This is a genomic window from Vogesella sp. LIG4, from assembly GCF_900090205.1.
Taxonomy (GTDB): domain Bacteria; phylum Pseudomonadota; class Gammaproteobacteria; order Burkholderiales; family Chromobacteriaceae; genus Vogesella.
Genome location: NZ_LT607802.1, coordinates 2,557,031 through 2,577,846 on the forward strand (window position 1 = coordinate 2,557,031; position 20,816 = coordinate 2,577,846).

The 20,816-nt window shown below is 53.0% G+C and carries 22 protein-coding genes; 7 read left to right on the plus strand and 15 right to left on the minus strand.

Annotation, left to right across the window (positions count from 1 at the left end):
* Positions 1–68 precede the first annotated feature (68 nt).
* From PSELUDRAFT_RS12120 to ugpQ, 4 genes are all read left to right on the plus strand, one after another.
* The gene (locus PSELUDRAFT_RS12120; RefSeq protein WP_088967087.1) at positions 69–1,163 is read left to right on the plus strand and encodes an ABC transporter ATP-binding protein; all 1,095 of its coding nucleotides are present in this window, start codon (positions 69–71) and stop codon (positions 1,161–1,163) included.
* A 5-nt stretch (positions 1,164–1,168) separates the two neighbouring features.
* Positions 1,169–2,038 (plus strand): ABC transporter permease, encoded by an 870-nt coding sequence (locus PSELUDRAFT_RS12125; RefSeq protein WP_088967088.1) that lies wholly within the window; start codon positions 1,169–1,171, stop codon positions 2,036–2,038.
* A 10-nt stretch (positions 2,039–2,048) separates the two neighbouring features.
* Complete coding sequence (locus PSELUDRAFT_RS12130) at positions 2,049–2,906, plus strand: ABC transporter permease (protein WP_088967089.1); 858 nt, start codon at positions 2,049–2,051, stop codon at positions 2,904–2,906.
* A gap of 132 nt (positions 2,907–3,038) precedes the next feature.
* Positions 3,039–3,773 carry a glycerophosphodiester phosphodiesterase gene (gene ugpQ, locus PSELUDRAFT_RS12135; RefSeq protein ID WP_088967090.1) on the plus strand — a complete coding sequence of 245 codons (735 nt, stop codon included), beginning with the start codon at positions 3,039–3,041 and terminating at the stop codon, positions 3,771–3,773.
* A 71-nt stretch (positions 3,774–3,844) separates the two neighbouring features.
* Here ugpQ and PSELUDRAFT_RS12140 read toward each other — a convergent pair whose 3' ends face one another.
* Positions 3,845–4,762, minus strand: coding sequence for a bestrophin family protein (locus tag PSELUDRAFT_RS12140; RefSeq protein ID WP_088967091.1), 918 nt, complete (start codon positions 4,760–4,762; stop codon positions 3,845–3,847).
* Between the two features lie 159 nt (positions 4,763–4,921).
* On the opposite strand from PSELUDRAFT_RS12140, the gene PSELUDRAFT_RS12145 reads away from it, so the two are divergent.
* The 3 genes from PSELUDRAFT_RS12145 to PSELUDRAFT_RS12155 are packed head-to-tail and all read left to right on the plus strand — an operon-like array spanning position 4,922 to position 7,252.
* Complete coding sequence (locus PSELUDRAFT_RS12145) at positions 4,922–5,920, plus strand: peptidase U32 family protein (RefSeq protein WP_088967092.1); 999 nt, start codon at positions 4,922–4,924, stop codon at positions 5,918–5,920.
* A 5-nt stretch (positions 5,921–5,925) separates the two neighbouring features.
* A complete protein-coding gene (locus PSELUDRAFT_RS12150) occupies positions 5,926–6,831 on the plus strand; it encodes a U32 family peptidase (protein ID WP_369800050.1) in 906 nt (301 codons plus the stop codon).
* Positions 6,818–7,252 carry an SCP2 domain-containing protein gene (locus PSELUDRAFT_RS12155; protein WP_088967094.1) on the plus strand — a complete coding sequence of 145 codons (435 nt, stop codon included), beginning with the start codon at positions 6,818–6,820 and terminating at the stop codon, positions 7,250–7,252. The genes PSELUDRAFT_RS12150 and PSELUDRAFT_RS12155 overlap by 14 nt, the downstream gene beginning before the upstream one ends.
* Before the next feature lie 209 nt (positions 7,253–7,461).
* On the opposite strand, the gene PSELUDRAFT_RS12160 is transcribed toward PSELUDRAFT_RS12155, so the two are convergent.
* The 14 genes from PSELUDRAFT_RS12160 to PSELUDRAFT_RS12175 all read right to left on the minus strand — a co-directional run bounded on the left by PSELUDRAFT_RS12160 (position 7,462) and on the right by PSELUDRAFT_RS12175 (position 20,750).
* On the minus strand, positions 7,462–8,010 hold the full coding sequence (locus PSELUDRAFT_RS12160; protein ID WP_088967095.1) for an ankyrin repeat domain-containing protein: 549 nt from the start codon (positions 8,008–8,010) through the stop codon (positions 7,462–7,464).
* A 178-nt stretch (positions 8,011–8,188) separates the two neighbouring features.
* Complete coding sequence (locus PSELUDRAFT_RS19385) at positions 8,189–8,740, minus strand: hypothetical protein (protein WP_157725105.1); 552 nt, start codon at positions 8,738–8,740, stop codon at positions 8,189–8,191.
* Positions 8,741–8,867: 127 nt separating this feature from the next.
* On the minus strand, positions 8,868–9,434 hold the full coding sequence (locus PSELUDRAFT_RS19390) for a hypothetical protein (RefSeq protein ID WP_157725106.1): 567 nt from the start codon (positions 9,432–9,434) through the stop codon (positions 8,868–8,870).
* A gap of 82 nt (positions 9,435–9,516) precedes the next feature.
* Positions 9,517–10,158 (minus strand): hypothetical protein, encoded by a 642-nt coding sequence (locus PSELUDRAFT_RS19395; protein WP_157725107.1) that lies wholly within the window; start codon positions 10,156–10,158, stop codon positions 9,517–9,519.
* Between the two features lie 165 nt (positions 10,159–10,323).
* On the minus strand, positions 10,324–10,833 hold the full coding sequence (locus PSELUDRAFT_RS19400) for a hypothetical protein (protein ID WP_157725108.1): 510 nt from the start codon (positions 10,831–10,833) through the stop codon (positions 10,324–10,326).
* 246 nt (positions 10,834–11,079) lie between these two features.
* Positions 11,080–11,574, minus strand: coding sequence for a hypothetical protein (locus PSELUDRAFT_RS19405; RefSeq protein WP_157725109.1), 495 nt, complete (start codon positions 11,572–11,574; stop codon positions 11,080–11,082).
* 843 nt (positions 11,575–12,417) lie between these two features.
* Positions 12,418–12,930: a hypothetical protein gene (locus PSELUDRAFT_RS19415; protein ID WP_157725111.1), complete on the minus strand. Its 513-nt coding sequence runs from the start codon at positions 12,928–12,930 to the stop codon at positions 12,418–12,420.
* 189 nt (positions 12,931–13,119) lie between these two features.
* Positions 13,120–13,671, minus strand: a complete 552-nt coding sequence (locus PSELUDRAFT_RS20115) for a M949_RS01915 family surface polysaccharide biosynthesis protein (RefSeq protein WP_369800118.1) — start codon at positions 13,669–13,671, stop codon at positions 13,120–13,122.
* 130 nt (positions 13,672–13,801) lie between these two features.
* Positions 13,802–14,164, minus strand: coding sequence for a hypothetical protein (locus tag PSELUDRAFT_RS19420; protein WP_157725112.1), 363 nt, complete (start codon positions 14,162–14,164; stop codon positions 13,802–13,804).
* On the minus strand, positions 14,157–14,465 hold the full coding sequence (locus PSELUDRAFT_RS12165; protein ID WP_088967096.1) for an ankyrin repeat domain-containing protein: 309 nt from the start codon (positions 14,463–14,465) through the stop codon (positions 14,157–14,159). Before PSELUDRAFT_RS12165 ends, PSELUDRAFT_RS19420 begins: the two co-directional genes overlap by 8 nt.
* Before the next feature lie 329 nt (positions 14,466–14,794).
* Positions 14,795–15,316 carry a hypothetical protein gene (locus PSELUDRAFT_RS19425; RefSeq protein WP_157725113.1) on the minus strand — a complete coding sequence of 174 codons (522 nt, stop codon included), beginning with the start codon at positions 15,314–15,316 and terminating at the stop codon, positions 14,795–14,797.
* A 126-nt stretch (positions 15,317–15,442) separates the two neighbouring features.
* Positions 15,443–15,997: a hypothetical protein gene (locus tag PSELUDRAFT_RS19430; protein WP_157725114.1), complete on the minus strand. Its 555-nt coding sequence runs from the start codon at positions 15,995–15,997 to the stop codon at positions 15,443–15,445.
* On the minus strand, positions 15,981–18,119 hold the full coding sequence (locus PSELUDRAFT_RS12170; RefSeq protein ID WP_088967097.1) for a peptidoglycan DD-metalloendopeptidase family protein: 2,139 nt from the start codon (positions 18,117–18,119) through the stop codon (positions 15,981–15,983). The genes PSELUDRAFT_RS19430 and PSELUDRAFT_RS12170 overlap by 17 nt, the downstream gene beginning before the upstream one ends.
* Before the next feature lie 12 nt (positions 18,120–18,131).
* On the minus strand, positions 18,132–20,750 hold the full coding sequence (locus PSELUDRAFT_RS12175; protein WP_088967098.1) for a type VI secretion system Vgr family protein: 2,619 nt from the start codon (positions 20,748–20,750) through the stop codon (positions 18,132–18,134).
* Positions 20,751–20,816: the final 66 nt, after the last annotated feature.

Genomic DNA, 20,816 nt, shown 5'->3' on the forward strand with positions numbered 1-20,816 from the left:
GGCATGCCGGCAAGCTCATGGCCGCCACCACGGCCTTTTCTCCACCGCACGTCTGAATGGGGCTCCCCATGCCGCATACCCCGCAACATGACGCCATCGACTTGTCGGTGCGTGGCGTCAGCAAACACTACACCAACTTTACCGCCGTCGATCAGCTGAGCCTGGATGTCGCCAAGGGCAGCTTCTTTTCCATTCTCGGCCCCTCCGGCTGCGGCAAGACCACGCTGCTGCGCATGATTGCCGGCTTCATTGCCCCGGATGACGGCGATATCGTCATCGGTGGCCACTCCATGCGCGACGTGGCGCCCAACCGCCGCCCGGTGAACATGGTGTTCCAGCATCTGGCGCTGTTCCCGATGATGTCGGTAGGCGACAACGTGGGCTACGGCCTGTCACGCCGCGGCCTCGCCAAGGCCGATATCCGCCGCAAGAGCGAGGCGATGCTGGAGCGCGTCGGCCTGCCGGGTACCGCCAACAAGCGCATCGACCAGCTTTCCGGCGGCCAGAAGCAGCGCGTGGCGATTGCCCGCAGCCTGGTGCTGGAGCCGACCCTGCTGCTGCTGGACGAGCCGCTGGGCGCACTGGACCTCAAGCTGCGCGAACACATGAAGCTGGAGCTGAAGCAGCTGCAGCACGAGATCGGCACCACCTTCGTCTACATCACCCACGACCAGAGCGAGGCGCTGGTGATGTCCGACCAGGTGGCGGTAATGAACAAGGGCCGCTTCGAGCAGGTGGGCACGCCGCAGGAGCTGTACTACCGGCCGGCCAGTGCCTTCGTGGCGGGTTTTGTCGGCAACAGCAACCGGCTGGACGTGAACCTGTCCGGCGCCGGCGAGGGCGTGGCCGCCAGCGGCCTGCCGCTGAAGTTGGCCGCACAGCAGGGCGACAGCAGCGGCAGCCAGGCACTGTTCATTCGCCCGGAAACCATTGCGCTGTCGCGGCATGAGGCCGATGTGGCCGCCTTCGACAACCGCCTGCCGTGCCGGGTGGAAACGCTGTACTTCGACGGCGCCAATTCCACGGTGCAGGTGCGCGATGCCCGCTACGGCACGCCGCTGCACGTGGCGCTGCCGCACACCGGCCAGCATGCCGACCTGCAGCCGGGCGAGACGGTGTTCCTCGGCATCCGCGCCGAGCACGCCAAGGCCTTCCGGGAGTGAGCGCCATGAACGTACTGGCCCCGCGCCGTTTCGGCCTGTTCCTGCTGCTGGCGCCCGCCGTGCTGTGGCTGGCGCTGCTGATCCTGCTGCCGCATGTGGAAGTCGGCCTGCTGTCGTTCCGCGAGCGGGTAGGCCCCGGCGAATTCGCCCCCAGCCTCAAGCAGTACCTGACCTTTTTCGACGAGCCGCTGTACTGGCACACCTTCGTGCGCACCGCGCTGATGTCGGTGATCGTTACCGTGCTGGCACTGCTGCTGGCGTTTCCGGTGGCGTGGAGTATCGCCAAGGTGGCGCGCGGCCGGGTGCGCGCGCTGCAGATGGCCGGCATCCTGCTGCCGTTCTGGGCCAGCGAGCTGGTGCGCATGCTGGGCTGGCTGATCCTGCTGCGAGGCTCCGGGGTGGTGCCGCAGATCCTGTACCAGCTGGGGTTCACCGCCGAGCCGGTGGAACTGCTGTACCACGACGCCACCATTCTGGTGGGGCTGGTGTACAGCTCGCTGCTGTTCATGCTGGTGCCCTTGATCAACGCGCTGGAAACGCTGGACGACAGCCTGATCGAAGCCGCCTACGACCTGGGCGGCAACCGGCTGGACATCCTGCGCCGCATCGTGGTGCCGCATGCCGCGCCCGGCATTGCCGCCGGCTGCATCATGGTGTTCATGCTGACGCTGGGCAATTACCTGACGCCGGTGATCCTGGGTGGCAAGAACTCGATGTGGTTCACCGAGCAGATCTACACCCAGTTCATTACCCGTTTCAACTGGGAGCAGGGCTCGGCCTTCGCCTTCCTGTTGCTGGGGCTGTCGTCGATGCTGGTATGGCTGGGGCTGAAGCTCACCGGCCAGCGTTTTGCCGACTCCATGCGCCGTACCTGAGGAGCCTGACATGATTCCAAGCCTGCCGGACAACCGCTGGCTGCTGCGTGGCCGCAGCCTGTACCTGGCCGCGTTCTTCCTGTTCCTGCTGCTGCCCTTGTCGGTGGTGGCGGTGTTCGCCTTCAACAACTCGCTGTTTCCCACCCCGCCGTGGAAGGGCTTTACCCTGGACTGGTTCCTGGCGCACGGCAACGGCCGCACCGGCCTGCTGTTCGACGGCGAGCTGCTGGCCAGCATCTGGCACAGCTGCAAGGTGGCGGTGTGGGTGAGCCTGATCTCGGTGCTGCTGGGCACCAGCAACGCCTTCCTGCTGGAGCGTGCCGAGTTTCGCGGCAAGGGGCTGTTCTCCACGCTGATGCTGGTGCCGCTGGTGATTCCGGGGGTTATCCTCGGCATTTCCATCCTCGCCTTCGCCAGCCAGATCGCCAATTTCTTTGCCGACAACTGGGATATCGAGCTGGAATGGCTGCGCCCCGGCCTGCCGCTGGTGGTGATGGGGCAGGTGTCCTACATCATCACCATCGCCACGCTGACCATCGCCGCGCGGCTGAAGCGCTTCGACACCTCGCTGGAGGAGGCGGCGCTGAACCTGGGTGCCAGCCGCTGGGAGATCCTGCGAACCATCACCCTGCCGTACCTGAAGCCGGCCATCATCGGCAGCGGCGCGGTGGCCTTCCTGCTGTCGTTCGAGAACTTCAACACCACGCTGATGCTGGTGGGCAGCGACAGCCCGCTGACCATCCTGATGTACGGCCGCATGCGCGAGGGTGCCTCGCCGGTGCTGAACGCCGTGAGCCTGGGGCTGATGCTGGTGTCGGCGCTGGCGGTGGTGCTGCTGTACCTGCGCAAACCGAAACAGCCGGCCTGATGCTGGTGACACAGGGCGGGTTGAAGCAGCGCTTCATACCCGCGCGGGTATGGCTTTGCGGCCAACCTGCCCTACGATGTTTTGTCCGGCGCTATGCCGAAGTAGCCAGCCCGAACAAGATTGGAGAACAACATGCAAGACTGGCCTTACCCCTACCTGTTCGCCCACCGCGGTGGCGGCCGGCTGGCACCGGAGAACACCCTGGCCGGCATGGCCACCGCCGTGCAACACGGCTATGGCGCGGTGGAGTTCGACGTCAAGCTCAGCCACGACGGCGTGAGCTTCCTGCTGCACGACGACACCCTGCAGCGCACCAGCAACGGCAGCGGCCTGGCCGCGCAGTACGACATCGCCGCGTTGTCGCGGCTGGATGCCGGCAGCTGGTTCGCGCCGCGCTTTGCTGGCGAGCCGCTGCCCACCTTCGCCAGCATCGCCGCCTACTGCCGCGCGCACCGGCTGCTGGCCAATGTAGAGATCAAACCCTGCCCGGGGCGCGAGGCGGAAACCGGCCACGCGGTGGCCACGCTGGCCGCCGCGCTGTGGCAGGGCCACCCGGCGCCGCCGCTGCTGTCGTCGTTTGCCTGGGAGGCGCTGCTGGCGGCGCGTGACGCCGCGCCGCAGCTGCCGCGCGGCTGGCTGATCGAAGAACGCTGGCCGGAGGACTGGCCGGCGCGGCTGGCCGAGCTGCAGGCGGTGTCGCTGCACAGCGACCACCTGCTGCTGACTACAGAGCGGGTGGCGGCGGTACGCGCCGCCGGCTACCGTGTGCTGGCCTATACCGTGAACGACCCGGCACGCGCCGCCGAGCTGCGGCAGTGGGGGGTGGACGGCATCTTTACCGATGCGCTGGATGTGATCCAGCCCTAAGCGGGGGCCGGGAAAGCAAAAAGGTTGGCCGCATGCGGCCAACCTTTTTGCTTTGCTGCGGGAGCGGATGCTCAGTGCAGGTAGATGCCTTCCGGCCGTGGCGCTTCCACTTCCAGCGGCACGCCCTGGATCTCGCGCAGCGAGGCCTCGATATTGTGGCTCATGGCCGCCAGCGGCAGGTCATTGCCTTCCTTGCCGAACGGCTCTTCCAACTCGTCGCCCAGGGTATCCAGCGCCAGGAAGGTGTAGGCGACGAATACCGCGATCAGCGGGGTGAGCCAGCCGATGCTGGTGGTCAGGCCGATGGGTAGCAGCATGCAGTAGATGGTGACGGTGCGGTTCAGCAGCACGCGGTAGGTGAACGGAATCGGCGTGCCGCTGATGCGCTCGCAGCCGCCTTGTGCCTCCAGCAGCATGTCCATATTGCGATCCAGCATCTGCCATTGCCAGTCATTGATGCAGCCGTCGCGACGCATGTCGGCCAGCAGCTGCTGCAGCCAGGCGGCGACCAGCGCCGGCTTGTTGCGGCCGGCCAGTACCCGCTGGCGAACCTGTTCCGGCAGCAGCCGCTGCAGGTGCGGGCCGATGTCATCCTGGCGCAGGTGGCCCTTCAGCGCGTAGATGAAGGCGCACAGGCCGTCGATCAGCTGCGCGGTCTGCGGCGCGGCCGGCGCCAGCGCCAGGCTCTTGCCGGTAAGCTCGCGCCCGGCGATCAGCAGCGCACCCCACAGTTTGCGCGCTTCCCAGAAGCGGTCGTAGCTGGCCGAGTTGCGAAAACCCAGGAAGATGGCCAGCGACACCCCCAGCAGGGTGAAGATGTAGATGTTCAGCGACGACTGCGCGTGATGGCTCACCCACCACGGCGCGGTGAGGCAGGCCAACAGCGAGATGCACAGCACCAGCATCAGGCGGCTGAGAATGCGCGGTACGACAGAGCCGCGCCAGATGAATAGCAGGCTGAACCAGTGGTAGCGGGGGCGGACGATCATGATGGGGCAGGCGGGTGAACAGCTGCATATCATAGGCGTTATGCTGCATTGCAGTAAACGGTTGGCCGCACGCATGCGGATAAATGCTTGATTTGCGGCAATGGCGCACAGCGGCGGCTGGGCTAAGGTCTGTCCGTTTTGCTTGCAAGGATTTTCACCATGCCGCTTCCCGAACTGGTCTGCCCGGCGGGCAGCCTGCCTTCGCTCAAGGCCGCGGTCGACAATGGCGCCGACTGCGTGTACTTCGGCCTGAAGAACGACACCAATGCCCGCAACTTCGCCGGGCTGAATTTCGATGCCAACAGCGCTGCCGAGGGCATACGCTACGCCCGTGCCAAGGGCGTGAAGACGCTGCTGGCCATCAACACCTTCGCCCAGGAGGCCGACAGCGCGCGCTGGCAGCGTGCGGTGGACGAAGCCGCCGACCTGGGCGTGGATGCGGTGATCCTGGCCGACTTCGGCCTGATGGACTACGCCAGCCGCCGCCACCCGAACCTGCGCCTGCACCTGTCGGTGCAGGGCTCGGCCAGCAACTACGAGGCGGTCAACCTGGCGCAGCAGCTGTTCGGCGTGCAGCGCGCGGTGCTGCCGCGGGTGCTGACGCTGGCGCAGGTGGAGCAGGTCATCGCCCATACCTCGGTGGAGATCGAAGTGTTCGGCTTCGGCAGCCTGTGCGTGATGGTGGAAGGCCGTTGCCTGCTGTCCAGCTACGCCACCGGCCAGTCGCCCAACACCCACGGCGTGTGCTCGCCGGCGCGTTTCGTGCGCTGGGAGGAGGGTGCGCAAGGCATGGATGCGCGGCTGAACGGCATCCTGATCGACCGCTACGCACCGGACGAACCCAGCGGCTACCCCACGCTGTGCAAGGGCCGCTTCGAGGTGGAAGGCAGCACCGGCTACGCGCTGGAAGAGCCCACCAGCCTCAACGTACTGCCCCTGCTGCCGGAGATCCTGCGCATCGGCGTGGCCGCCATCAAGGTGGAAGGCCGCCAGCGCAGCCCGGCCTACGTGGCGCAGGTAACCCGCGTACTGCGCCAGGCGCTGGACAAGGCCGCGCAGGGTGGCCGCCACGCCGACCCGCTGGCCATGGCCACGCTGGGCAAACTCTCCGAGGGCCAGCAAGTGACGCTGGGCGCCTACAACCGACCATGGAAATGACTAACATGTCCCTACCGCTGCAATTGGTCCTGGGGCCGCTGCTGTATTTCTGGCCGCGCGACCAGGTAATGAACTTCTACGCCGAGGCCAGCAGCTGGCCGCTGCAACGGCTGTACCTGGGCGAGGTGGTGTGCTCGCGCCGTCAGCAGCTGCGCACCCAGGACTGGATCGCGCTGGCCGCCGACATCGCCGCCAGCGGCAAGCAGGCGGTGCTGTCCAGCCAGGCGCTGCTGGAAAGCGAATCCGACCTCAAGCGGCTGCGCAAGCTGATCGACAACGGCGCAGCGCTGGTGGAAGCCAACGACGCCGGCGCGGTGCACCTGTTGCAACAGCGCGGCCTGCCGTTCGTTGCCGGCCCGCACCTCAACATCTACAACAGCGACACCCTGCGGCTGTACCGCCGCCTGGGCGCGCAGCGCTGGGTACCGCCGGTGGAAATGCCGGGCGCCACCGTGCGCCTGATCGCCCAGGCCAATGCCGACATCGAAACCGAGGTGTTCGCCTGGGGCCGGCTGCCGCTGGCGTTCTCCTCGCGCTGCTTCACCGCGCGCCACTACCAGCTGAACAAGGACGACTGCCAGTTCCGCTGCCTGGAGCACCCGGACGGCATGACCCTGGCCACGCGCGAAGCGCAGGACTTCCTGGCCATCAACGGCATCCAGACCCAGTCCGCCGGGTGCCACAGCCTGCTGGGTGAAATCGCCGAGTTGCCGGCACGCGGCGTGCACGCGCTGCGCATCAGCCCGCAGCACCAGCAACTGGCGGCCGTGGTACAGGCTTTTGCCGACGCCATCGCCGGCGAGCAGCCGGAAACCGACCTGGCCACCCTGGCGCCGGGGCCGCTGGTGAACGGCTACTGGCACGGCGAGGCCGGCATCGTACTGAAGGAGGCCGCCCATGGCTGTGCCTGATCTGAAAGTACCGACCGCACTGGCGCGCGTACTGGGCAAACTGCCGGCCACCCCGCCGGTGTGGGGCATGGTGCGCATGCTCAACCTGTTGGCCGCACGCGGCGTACTGCCGGTGGACCACAGCCTGCTGGCCGGGCGCCAGTTCTGCATCCGCGTGCTGGATGCCGGCATCAGCCTGCACTTTGCCAGCGACGGCAGCCGCTTCGTCGGCAGCCGCGCCGACACACCGCACGACCTGCTGCTTGCGGCCAACCTGGCCGACTTTGCCCGCCTGATGCTGCGCGAAGAAGACCCGGACACCCTGTTCTTCAACCGCCGCTTGCGCATCGAAGGCGATACCGAACTGGGGCTGACGGTGAAAAACCTGCTGGACAGCGTGGACTGGCAGGACACGCCGCTGGCGCGCTTCATGGCGGTGTAGGGAGGGAAGGTTGGCCGCAACGGCCAACCTTTTGCAGCGGGGGCATAACCCCGCACTGGTGCTACAGCAAGGCTCCCCGGCCTTGCCGGCGCTGTTATCGGGGCGGCTGCGGCTGCCCCAATGCTTGTCCGGGTTTGCCCGGTGGCGCAGGGGGCGCTGGCAAACGCCAGCCTGCGTATTGCCGTTTGAATTACCCCACAACTTTTGGCTCAAGGCTTCTTCAATGTCGCATACATTGCGGCTCGACGTTGGGCAGGGAGCTTGCCGACATAGTTGAGAGGCTTTTGGCCATATTTGTCTTGTTCATCTAATGATGCTCCGTGAGCGACTAGATAGGCGGCAATGGCGGGGCTGGAGCCGAGTACGGCTGCCATCAACACGGTAATCTCGCTGGTGCGGGTGCTTGCATTCACGTCGGCACCTTTCGCAATCAAATCCTGAACAATCCCCAGTTCCTTGGCGGTTACCGCATAGAACAGCGGCGTCTTGCCATCGTAACCATCAACGTTGGGATCAGCACCGGCTTGCAGCAGCGCCTGCACCGCCGCGCGGTTACGGGCATCAATTGCGTAAACCAGTGGGGTCTTGGAAATGTTGTCCAGATCCTGATCGATATCACAATGATGCTGCTGCACATAAGTGGCGACAGCCGGGGCTGTCGCTTGGCGGATCAACTGCTGCCAGTCATTTTTGTCACAAGCTGCCAGCGCATATTGCGAGAGCAGTAGGGTGGTGGCAAGCACGAGTTTGGTGGTCATATGATTTTCGATTTGTAGCAATTTTGTTTAATTGCAGTGAAAATAGTAAATTATATTTTGGTGAAATTGATTGTTTGGGATCACCAAATGTTTGTGCAGTATGGCGCGATTATTTGGATGAGATGTTGAATTGGTGTTTGCCGGTCCTTACTACAGGCGGGGTAATAAGCACTTAATTTTATGGCTCAATATATGGCGAAAATCCTATGTTTTTTATGGCAGGACAGAGGGTATTGGCGATCGCTGATTCGTTTGTGCTGTTGGTTGTAATAATAGAAAATCCATTCGTGTCTGGTGCTGTAAGGTAAAACATGACTTTTTTGTTTTTTATTGCATATGTAATAAAGATGTCAAAGCCATGCGGAGCTTTTTCGTCGTGATATGATTTTATTAAGTTTTGTAACTTTGTGATGCTTGCTTTTTCGCCAGAAATGGCTTTCTCAACATCTGATTTTTCTAGTGAAGGCGGCTTTCGTTTTGTAAATACTCGTTCAAACGCTAGTTCTTCTGGGAAGTCATTTTTAGCCGAGCATCGGTAGAGTTTTTCATTGAGCTTTTTGTTGAAAAATCTATCAAGCGGCTTTTCTAACGCCTCCTCAGAATTTTTGTTTAGAGGATAGGTTAAGATGTAGAAGGACTCTCTAATACCAGAATTCGCGGTGGGCGTGATTAGTATGAAAGTCATCGCTGCAATGAATTTCTTGGATTTTTCTGCTATTTTTATTTGCATTTTAAGCGTGGGTTTCTACTGATTTTACGGTGAATTGCACTATGATTCGTTGATTTATGAAATAGCGAATCGGTAAGATTTATTAACTGATTTTTTATAGAATTTTGTTTTGTATGATTCGCTTTTGTTATTGGTTGTTGCTGTTTAATCTTACATATTTGCTTGTGGTCTTGCTGGAGTTGGTGGCGAAATAATTAATTAAAATATCTTCTTGTTTTCCGGTTAGCTTTTCTCCATTTTTGCTATAAAATTCATCTAATTCATTCCAGGGGTTTTGTTTTTCATTTCCATAATAGGAGATTGCTAGATAGTTATCATTGTTTATAGTGGCGCAGCTCATGACTCTTGGGTATAGGACATGGTATGTTTTGTGTTTTATGTATGAGATAATTTCTTGTTTTTCTAAGTTAGGAATTGCGAAAATCTTATGATCGGAAGTTTTTTCATTTGTAAGAGTTAGTATGCCAGGCAGTTTGCAGTGACCAGGAGTAAATTCATCGGTATCGCTTTGGCACTCTATGGTGATTTTTGCTGTAAGATTGCCACATTTAATTTGTGTAGTATATTCGTTGCCTGTGGGTCCAGCAAATGCACTGGTAGATAAAATAATAGATGTTAATATAATGGTGTAGGCATTGATGGTTGTGTTAGGTTTTTTTAGTCGTGTAACACTATGTTTGAGAGTTTTTACCATTTTCTTTGTGGCTTAAAAGTAAAAAATTTATTTTGGGTGCGGTTTTGCGATTAATCTAGACCGCAACCTGAATTGCTAAATACTAGAACGCCCCTTGCCAGCCTTGTCGCCCATGTATGTCAGGTCGTATGTCGAAAATTCTACTTGATTTTAAATTAAGACATAGATCGACAGAGTCATACTTTCCAAAGGGGGTCCATTTGCCATTTTTCTGCACTTCTGCTTTGCAGTTATTTATGCGTAACACCCCTAATTCTACTGATTCTAACCATATGAACATACGTACGGGTTCTGGTAGTTTTCTTGATTTTCTACGTGGCTTGCCAAAAAAATTCAGATCCTCAGGGTAATATTGACTGGTCTGCAGTAACCATGCGCCTGATGACTCACAAACTGCTGGAAAGGATGCAACTGCACGAACAGACAGATTTGTATATTTCTCATCAAGTTCATTGCCAATATTACGAAAAAGCGATAGCTGATCACCATTTTTCAATAATGCAACTGAAAACTCGAAAGTTGTGGCGGTCTGATTTTTTTCTGTATTCTTCAATAAACGGATGATGTTATCACGGCTTCCTTCTTTGCCTATTTCATCGGCATTGTCATCAGCAACATAAATGCCATTTGGGATTGGTGTACACAAAGTTTGAGTATGGGCTACAGGTGTGAGCAATAATATAAAAACAGATATGTAATTTAACGCTGTAGGATTGATTTTCATGGTTGCGATATCTTAATCCAATAAGTAAATTGTTCTTTTAGTGCGGGCTAAAATTCTGTGATAATTGCCAATTTTTCAAGTTGTTTTGGAAACTATTAGATTGGGTTGTAATCTGCTTCGCTTTTTATAAGAGTTTTACTAGTTTTGGCGAAAATTAAAATATTATTACTTTCCCTTGAATCGCCCAAAGACATCACCAAGATTGAATTGGAACACCCCGTCGTCCTGATCTTTGAAGTAGGTACGTTCCAGTCTACTAAATATTTTCCAATTGATTGTTGTGCGCTCTAGTGGCCCTTCTTCTGTAAAATAATCATCCTTTTCATCGAACTCACTATGGCCGCCATATGATTCGAAATGAACTCGAAGGTAGTATTTGTTATCGTATTTTACGCATGCCCAGTTCTTAACGAAAAGCCCATCATCAGTTCCCGCTTTACTGTATTGTGCAAGCTCTTTCTTACTGAAATGAGGAATGGTAATTGTGGTTTTAGCATACTGCAATGTCTGTGACTTTGAGTCACAATTTGCCGACTCCTCTTTGCTAGTTGCAGTTTTGCAATTTACTGAGTAAATAATTTTCTTATCGCCACAAGAGGCTGCTGTTTTCCATGGTGAGCTCTCAGCAAAAGCACAGGCTGGTAATAGTATTAGAATAAAATGAATTTTTTTCATTCTTCTTTTATGTTGAAGTTAAACCATAATTGGTTATTTTTACTTATTGAGGATGTTGCTGCCGAATGGCTGCTGATTGTTTATTGTTGGAAATATAAAAACTGGCTTACGCCTAATTTTGAATTAAGACCGAACCTAAATATTGTACGACGGCCATAGGTTTATTTTTGCATTTTGAATGCACGCCGAAAATTTGGATTGATTTTCTGGTGTTCTATGAGGCTAGGTCTATAGTGTAATTTAAAATTATAGACAGCCGCTATGTTCAATTATGTAGCTTAGTGACGTGGCTGTTTGTTTTTTTGTTTTTTTCATTGATGTGATTATTTTTTCTTGATTTTGGCAAATGTGAAAATTATTCTTTGTTAAGCTCATGACAACATAGTTGTCAACTAATGATCCTCTAGTCTCTTCTTCACTATATTTGTATGCTGCATAAAATTGTCCTTTTATTTTTGTTATTGTTGGTGGGTAAATTTTGTTGCAGTTAGAGTAGTCGTCGGTATCATCTTGTTCGAAGAATATAACTTTATATTTTTTGTCTTGTAGTATTATTGAGCAGGAAGGGGTTCTCTTTCCGGGTTGAATGTACTGTATGAAACTTGGCGTGGTGATGGTTGCGTCTATCTTCTCTGGTGCAATGGTTTTGATTGGCAGGTATTTTTCAATGCTGATGCTGTTAGTTGAATTGGCTGTTGCAGATACTGCAGCTAGTACTATAAAAATTAATGGTTTTTTCATGGTGCTCACTAATCTTATAACTATTGTTTTTGAGTCTTGTTGATCAGGTTTTAGGAAGTGCACTTGCTTTTTAATTAAATCTAAGAATAGCTGATAGCCTAAAACTGATTTGCAGTTTTTCCCAGGTGAGCTTGTTGGTAGGATATCTGGGGGCCTTCATATGTCTCGCCATTCTACACTCGCTGTACTGGACAGTGCATTCCGATATGGTCAACGGCAATGCGGATGTAGGTTTGACCGTACTAGCTGAGCAGCATGTTGTGCACCCTGCCTGAGGTGTTGTTGAACGTTCGCTTGTGTACTGCTCAGTGGCATTCCTTGCTTTTGTTGCTGGTGTGATTTACCTGATTATCAGGGTAGTAGGTGAATTCTGCGAACTTTCAGTCCAACCTTGGCAAGATAGTTGCCATTATCAGCCGGCTCGAACTGTCCGATGATCATTACCCGCTTGCCGGTCATGCGGCCAACCAATTTTTCCAATTTTTTTGGCACGATTAACTGAGCGCTTTTTATCGGGTCAACATCCGATGCTTCGATACCGCGGTAATCGAGAACACAGGTTTTTGTGTCGGGATAGAACAACCAGGCAGAGAGTCTAGCATCTCCATCCTCGATACTGCTGAAATTAGGGGGGCCGGGGTAGAACTTTTCATTTAATACTCCCGTTAAGGGCTGGAGTGGACGCTGATAATCCGCGCATGGTTTTTTTGCAGCTAAAACATGCGGGGCTTGCGTTGTTAAAATTAATAATATTATGGCGATTTTTTTGATTTATTTGTATGTTTTTTTAATGTTTTTATTTGGCTGTGTGTGATCTGTATTTTCCATGGTTTTGTAATGTTGCTATTCTGACTTTGTTAGTGATTTTTTTGTTAGTTCAATGGCGCAATCTAAATCTGTTGTTGAAATATCGATATTCCTGATTAGCTTGTCATTTTTCTTGTAAAATTCTATTAATACAGGTGAAGAGTTGCAGGCTTCTTGAATGTGCTTTGACAAAAGGAAGGTTATTTTTTGTGCTTCTGTGTTTGATTTTGTCCAGGCGCTGTATTCTATTTCTCTGTTTTTATTTTTTATTATAAATTTGGGGGTTGAGCTCATTGAAATGAGGCAAAGTATATTTTTGTTTGCCGATTTTTTTAGTATAAATGTGTTGTCGTCAATGGTAAATTTATTAGAAACGCTGAGGGTTTTTGTTGATTTTATTAGTTTATTAATTTCGCACTGACCGGTGGTTGAAAACATTTCTTGTTTTATAATGAAAAATTCATTTTTATTTATTGTGTCGTTGGCTATGGCGTATGAGTTAATAAATATAATTTGAGCAAGAATTGTCAGTGTTTTATGATTTTTCATGTGGTGTTATTTTGTGATGGCGAAGCTTTTTATATGCATTTTGTATATGCTGGATGCGGCTATGGCTGTAGGTGTTTAGTTGTTAAAGTAAGACATGATGTAACTGGCTTATTTTAAATTGCGTGCTGATTGATAGTCGTGCGGTAGTAAATTGATATGCTTTTATTGTGAAATTGGTGAATTGATTTGTTAATCATATTTTCTGATTTGAATTTTTTTCCAGTGCTGAGTCATGTATTCTCTTAGTGCTGGCTTGTTTTTTAGGTTTGTGCTCTCTATGGGGGGCTTCCCACCTCCAAAACTACTATTTGGTGTAATTATTTTTTCTTCACCTCTAAGAGAATATTTGGTGCCATTGCTGTATGCGAAGTATTTGACTGTAAGCGGATTGACTCCTCCGGTGCAGCCTATTTTGTATCCGATGAAGTAATAGGTGGTGCTATTAATGGTTCTCTGCTCTATACTTTTCTCTATTATTTCTATAATTTTATCCTCAGTGCAATTTGTTATATGGTCTTTTATTTTTAATTCAATTCCTTTAGATGTACGCCCAATGATGTTGATTTCTTTTTTTGTGTTATAGGTTAGATAGTCTATTTCTAAAGTGATATCGCCAGTTTTAAATTCAGTTGCTAGTGACAGAGTGGTAGTGCTTGTAATTGCTATTGCGAATAATGTTTTTTTATCGTGTGCTTTCTGTTTGCGGGTTTTTTGATTTTTCCATGATGTCGATAGATATATTCAGGTCTGCTATTTTGTATATTTGAGTTTTTCTTTCTTCATTGCCATATTTTGGTTTGTAAGTTGATGGGATGAAAAAAATTGAAGTTTTTATATGAGGAAAATTTTATTGTGTGCCCTTGGTTGCCACCTAAGCCAATAAATTTCCCATTGCTACTTTCGCCATAAAAGAAAGTGGCTTTTTTCCATTGGTGGCAATGCAACCAAATATTGGTTTTTCTATTTTTATGAAATTTATATTATCGCTAATAAATGAGTTGGCTCGCATGGGGTTGGGGGAGGGAAGGTTGGCCGCAACGGCCAACCTTTTGCAGCGGGGGCGTAGCCCCGCACTGGCGTAGCGGTAAGGCGACCCGGCCTTGCCGGCGCTGTTATCGGGGCGGCGGAGGCTGCATTGATGCTTGTCCGGGCTTGCCCGGTGGAGCCGGGCGACGCTGGTAAACGCCAGCCAGCGTGCAGAGTACTTGTCATTACTACCGTTCAAATTACCCACCGGCCTTCCGGTCAGGGTTCTTCAGTGCCGCATACATTGCAGCCCGGCGCTTGGCCGGGAGCTTGCCGACATAGTCGATGGGCTTGTGACCATATTTGTCGGTGTCCACCAGCGACGCGCCATGCGCAACTAGATAGGCGGCAATGGCGGGGCTGGAGTCGAGTACGGCAGCCATCAGCACGGTAATTTCACTGGTGCGGGTGCTTGCATTGACATCGGTATCCTTCGTAATCAGATCCTGAACGATCCCCAGATTCTTGGTGGCTACCGCATAGAACAGCGGCGTGTTGCTATTTCGCATGAAGCTTCTCTAAAGCATATTTTCATCGAGTCTGCGCTGTAGCCATCTCTTTCTTTGTAGAGTCCTAAGTCGATAATAATGTTGTCAGTATGTTGATTGACTGAAGCTGTTCTGTATAAAGTTTTATCTATCTTTAAAATCGAAGCGCCGAGGTGGGTAATCACTACTTTGGCCAATGCATTTGTGTGCAATTCTGTAAACCAGAAAACCGCAATAGCTACGGAACATATTTTCATTTTTTGAAATATGGCATAATAATTATTTTGGATAAAACAAGTGGATGTGCTAATTTATTTTGCGAGAATTTGTGTTGTTAATATTGCTGAAATCTATTCCCAGCCAACTCGTAAAGATAAAAATAATCTTTCCAAGGAATCTAACATTATTGTGTCATCTATATCATCAGGATTTGCCTTGTAAATTGCATAAATAGAGTAGATGTCTTTTTTGGAGAAATAAAAATCTTTTTCTATTGACTCAATATTGGCCTCTGTGTTTTCTTTAATGAAAGTATCTACTTTTATGTCGCCGCTAGAGTCTTTTATGAAATAACTCTGAAAAATTAATTTGTCACTTGTGCCTTTTATTTTATGCAGTGTTTCATTTGTCGGTTGCGCGGCGTCAAGTTGATTGCTTTCACTTGGAAAACTAAGGCGTACTGCTTTCTTTCCATTTTTCAGTTTGATGGTTAGTTCGCTCTTGCAATTGTTACTTTGGGATTGTTTTTTTATAAAGTTAATGTCTAAATTTTTGGGTGGGATAAAACTAAAAATTCCAGTGCAATAGTATATTCTATTTTCTGCGGTAGCATTGAATGATATTAGAAGTAACAAAATCAAGGATGATTTCATTGCGACTCGCTATGGGTCTGAAGTTTTGGAAGAAATGGTTTCATTTTTTTTGCATGAATATGGAAAACATAATCACGATTTGTTTTCATGAAAGTAATTTTCATAATCTTAGTGATTTTTGAAGTTTTATAATTTTTTTTTGCAACCAGTGGTTGCTGAGTAAATGATTTTCCTAAATTCATTTACTGATTTCGTTTTGTAGATGTTAGTTGATTTTTTTGATTCTTCAAAAGTAATTGGCCCTGCATTTATTTCTATGTCTGAGCTTTTTCCTATTATCCTTGCGCTGTAGCAAAGCCCAGTGCCTGATATGCCGTTTTTATATGTTATGCTGCATGTGCCTGTTGCTTCGTAGAAAGTGAAACCATTTTTTTTAGTTATTAATGCAGGACCAGTTGTGCCATCAACACCACCCAAATACCAATTTCCTTTTATTCCAAGCCCTTCTTGAGCATCCGAGTCAGATATTGGGGTAATGTTTGGGTTTTCATTGTTGGTAATATTTAAAATGATATTTTGTTCTGTAAGTCTGCTGTTTTTTCTTACTAATTCTTCTTTTTTTCTACTCCAAATATGAGCTGAGTAGGAAAAATTTATACTATCAATACATATTTGTTCATTGGCAAGGGAAATTGTTGGAAGTAAAAATGATAAAATGACAAATTTATTTGTTTGTTTCATCAAGAAGCTCTCGTGAAATTCGTGTAGTGTGCTTTATTCTTTCATCTAGTCCCATGTTGCCTCCATTTAAGGCAAATGAAACTGAAGTAATGGCCCGTTGGGATACGTCATTTTGATTTATTATTTTGTTCATTGATTTGTAACCTGCTCGTCTGGCTCCTCTTTCCCAGTAAAATCCACCTGCATCAATGCAGTTGAAAGGGATAATGCTAATCCGCTGTGGATCAGCAATGTCAGGGATTTGCTCGAATGTTAGTATCTGCCATGTTTGAGCTATCTTAAGAGAAACTTCTCTCCATCCTCTATAAATCCAATATCCGTTGTGATTCAATCTTCCGGTTAGCTGCTTCATGCCTCGTCCCCGATACTTAACTCCATCAGGAGCTGGACCGTTGGAAAGGTTCTTGTTATTGTTGTATTTTACGTACCATGCATCATCTGTGTTATTGTAAAACCCATTTGTTTCAGGGGTAACGCTAGGATGGCTTGGATTGCGAGAAGGTGTGACAGAAGCCTCCTGCATCCTAGCAAGGTAGAAAGATTCGACAGCCCCCTGACCATAAAAATGGGTCATTCTTGTTTTTGATTGATCAATTAGATATTTTGCAACAACTCTATTAATACAAATTCGGTATTTTTCTCTTAGGCTTTCAGGGTCGGGAGTTTCCTGTTTGTTATATAGCTGATTAGGGTATATCTTTCTTAACTCCTCCTTACTCAACCAACCATTTTTTCTGAACTGCAATAAAAATAATTTTGGATGAAAATGCCAGTGAGTGTTGTTTATTTCAATCCTAGCCTCTTCCCAAAAAGACAGCGCTTCTACATGTGCTTTGAATTCTGCATACGACTCATCAGTCATTGGGTCTTCTAGCACATCACTCTTTTTTTTCAGCCAGCCATACTGAGTGTCGATCTGCCCCTTTTCCCACTCTGTTGGAAATTTGCAGATTGTACGCGAAAGCCGGGATTGAAGTTTTGCATCGCTAAGCGCTGCTGATAGAGTTTCCTTGGATATTTCCTTGCCTGAACTTCCTGTGATCCATTTTTCAATCGTCGGAGAGTTGCATTGGCTGTCAGGAGTTGAGTCATCGTTTATCAATGTCCAGCCAAGCCAGTGGGGGAAGTCAGCGTCACTGAACTTCTTGACTCCTGTCGCATTGAGATTTACCCACCCTTGTCCACCTGGATAATTAACCTTATGCCAGTGTGGAACGACTCCTTCCTCAATTCGTGTTTCATTCTCTGTATTGATAACCCGGCCAAAACGGAGCAACTCATAAGCTGAGCTGGGCGCAACATGGAAGGCATCGCCTAACGTTGTGGCTTTGCTGTAAATATTGTATTCATACTTGTCATCGCTATTCGCTAGCGCCGCCCCAATTTCAATGAATAAGCCTTCGTGCTGAGGGTCTTCTTGGCGAGTGCTTAATAAACATTTTCCGCGCTCGAAGCACATCGTTACAAATAGAGGTGCCGCGGAAGTATGTGCTGCTGCACCATTGCCAGTGGAGGCTTGCGGTGAGGCAATAGCAGCAAAGAAAGGTGTGCCTGGTGGCAGGTAGAAATGCATGTCACCATAGACAATATTGTCCCGCCCATCCTTGCTGATATCCAGCTTGCCGGTACTTCTTCCTACGATTTTTTTTAAGTTGGCATCGTCACAGATAATTTCGAGGTGCATGGCATTCTTGCCATTGCAGCTCCCGACACTGCCCAAGCTATCTTTACGGTTCACTGGCTGCTTGTTTTTGACGAAGACTTGCTTCAGATGCATGTAGATGGAGTAGTACTCGATCTGACCATCCGGTCCCTCGCCAATTTCGGTATTGTGCTTGATCACCACGCAACCGTTGTCGGTCGCTCCCTGATAAGCCAAGGGTTTCTTGTCGGCATCGGGTGAGGGGGCTCTCTTGTATACGACTACGCCATCGGCTATCGCGCGAACGGGCTCACCATGTGGGCCGGTGTCGGTGTGCTCAATGTGCTGGCCACCGTGCCAAGCCATGCGGCTGGCGATAGGGAAGCCGCCTCGTGAGGAAAAGGGCATCAAGCTGGCAAGCCATTGTTCATCGCTTGTATTGCCCTGAGATGTCTTGAGAATTGGGGGGCTAATAATCATGCTGTGCTTCGCTTATTCCGAGAAAGGGTGAGAATTGGGCGGGGTGTAATTTCCTTTGGGAAGGTTTGGTAGTGGCGAGTTCAAGCTCGCCGGCCCACTCAAGCCATGCTCCGCTCCCTTCACGCTCACCGTGCCCGGGCAGTGCACTTCGATATTGCCGCCGGCTATGCGGATGTAGGCGCCGCCGCCGACGTTGAGCAAGATTTCCTTGGCCGCGGCGATGTGGATCTTGTCCTTGCAAGAGGTGATGGTGATGTCCTTATCCGCCGTCAGTTCCATGACATCGCTTTGCGCCTGCAGCTGTACCTTGCCCTTGGCGGCGATCAGCTTGAGGCTGACTTTGTCCTTCACCCCGGCCACGAACAGGCTGATGTGCTGGCCGACGTTGTGCAGCCAGCGTCGGCCCGATATCTGGTTAAGGTCGCGCTGCGCCACTTGGTCGATATTGCTGCCTGCGGCCAACGTCAGGGCGTTGTCAGTCGTCGCGGCCAGGCCGGCCGGGGCGCTGAGGATCAGCAGCGGCTGCTGGCCGGCTTGTTCCTTGGCGGTCTTGCCGTCTTTATCGGTGTTGCTGCCGGCTTCCCAGGCTTTCAGTGCCTGGGCGTGGTGCTGCAGGTGGCCGTCGGTTTTGTTCGCCCCTTTGCTGTTGTCCGGCTTGATTTCTTCCGGCCCGGTTTCCTGGGTGTCGGCCAGTTGCGCCGTGGCGGTGTCGGCCAGGGATTGGGCTAGGCTGAGCGCGGCGTCGAGCTGGTTTTTGGCACCGTCGCGCGCCAGTTGTTTGCCGCCGGCGCCGGCCTGCGCTTCGGTGCTGAGCAGCAGGCCGTGCGCAGCGCGGATGGCGCCGTGGCGGTCGGTCCGCAACTCGAAGCCGTCGCCGCGCGGCGTGGCCTTGCCATCGCTGCGCGGGTGGGCGAGGTAGCCCTGGTTCAGCTGGGTGTGGCCGTGTTCGCTGCTGAGTTTCGCCCGCACCTCGCCCGGAGTGTCGTCGAACAGCAGCTCGTTGTACTGGCCGCCGTGGTGTTCCTTGGATTTGATGCCGGACAGCGTTTTGTTGCCCGGCAGGTTGCCGGCGCTACTGAACGCCGGTGGTGGGTGGCTGCCGTTGTACAGCACGCCGGTAATCACCGGGCGGTCGATGTCGCCTTCGATGAAATCGACCAGCACTTCCTGGCCGATGCGCGGGATGAACTGGTGGCCCCAGGCGGCACCGGCGCTGGGCATGGCGACACGCAGCCAGCAGCTGGAACGGTCATCGAGGTTGGCGCCGATCTCCGGATGCTCGTCTGGCCGCTGCCAATGGAACTGCACCTTGATACGGCCCTGCGCGTCGGTGTGCACTTCCTCGTTGGCGGGGCCGACAACGGTGGCGGTCTGTGCGCCGCGGGCGGTGGGTTTGGCGTGGGCGCTGTCGGCGTAGGGCGGGGTGAGCGGCAGGCCGCGGCGCTGGGCGTCGAACTCGCTGCAGAACGGCGCGTCGTCATCTGCGGCCAACGTTGGCCGCAAGGCCGCCGGCAGGCTGCGCGCCAGCTCGGCCGGCAGGTTGTTGCGCACGGTCAAGGTCTGGCGGGTGAGCACGAATTCGCGCTGCTCGGCGCCATCACCGTCGTGTGCCGGGTGGCCGTGGAGGCGGAACCATTGCCCGGCCACCAAGCCGCGCACCGCGCCGCCGCCGCTGAACGTCTTGGCCTGCGCATCGTGCGCCTGCTGCCGCAGCCGCGCGTAGTGGCTGAGCTGCTCGGCATCGCTGGCATAGTAGGCACCGGGGGCGTCGTAGTGGCTGAGGCTGGACTGCAAGCGGTTGCCGTCCAGGCCCTGATCCAGCGCCGATTCGTCACCGCTGTGGCCGGTGGCCACCGGCTGGTAGTCGAACGTCGCCAGCGCCACGCTGCCGGGCACGATCTGCCGCGCGCCGTCCCAGCGGGTGAGGCCGTCCTCCTCTTCCGTTGCATCGCTGCGGTGGAAGCGCACCCGTTCGAGGTTGGCCGCAGGCAGGCTGTACGGGTCGTCGAAAGCCACCAGCTTGACCTGCGGCGTGTCGCCGTCCAGATGCTCGTAGCGCCAGGACAGCCCTTCCTCACGCAGCAGGCGGCAGATGAAGTCGTGGTCGGATTCGCGGTACTGCAGGCAGTAGCTGCGCGCCGGCAGCGCGGCGGACAACACGAAATCCAGCGCCTGGCCGGCGGCGAACACCGGGTTGGCCGCAGCGTGTTCGGCAAAGATCTGCCGCACGATGGCCTCCACCGACAAGTCCTGGAACACCCGCGAGGTCTGGTGCAGGCGCAGCAGCGCGAACGGCGGCTCCACGGTCAGCGCGTACCTGGCGAAGCCGCCATCGCTACCCAGCGCCTCGGCTGCGCTAACCACGCCGCAGCGGATCGTTTCGCTGCCATCGGCGCCGGCAATGCCGAGCCGCACCGGCAGGCCCAGCAGCGTCTTCAGTTCGATGCCGTCATCCGGCGACAGACACTCAACGCGGAAGCGGTAGTCACCGGCCAGCGCCTCCTCGCCGCTGAGTGTCAGCGGCAGCAGCGCCTGGCCCCAGCGCTGGCCATCACCCAGTTGCAGGGTGAGCAGGCGCTGGTCCTGGTTGAAGGCGGACGCGAAGCTGGCGAGCAGGTCGGGGAGGTTCATGCGAATACACGACGATTGGTAATGACGATCGCGTATTGTATGTCATTGGCCTGATTCGGCAAGCCT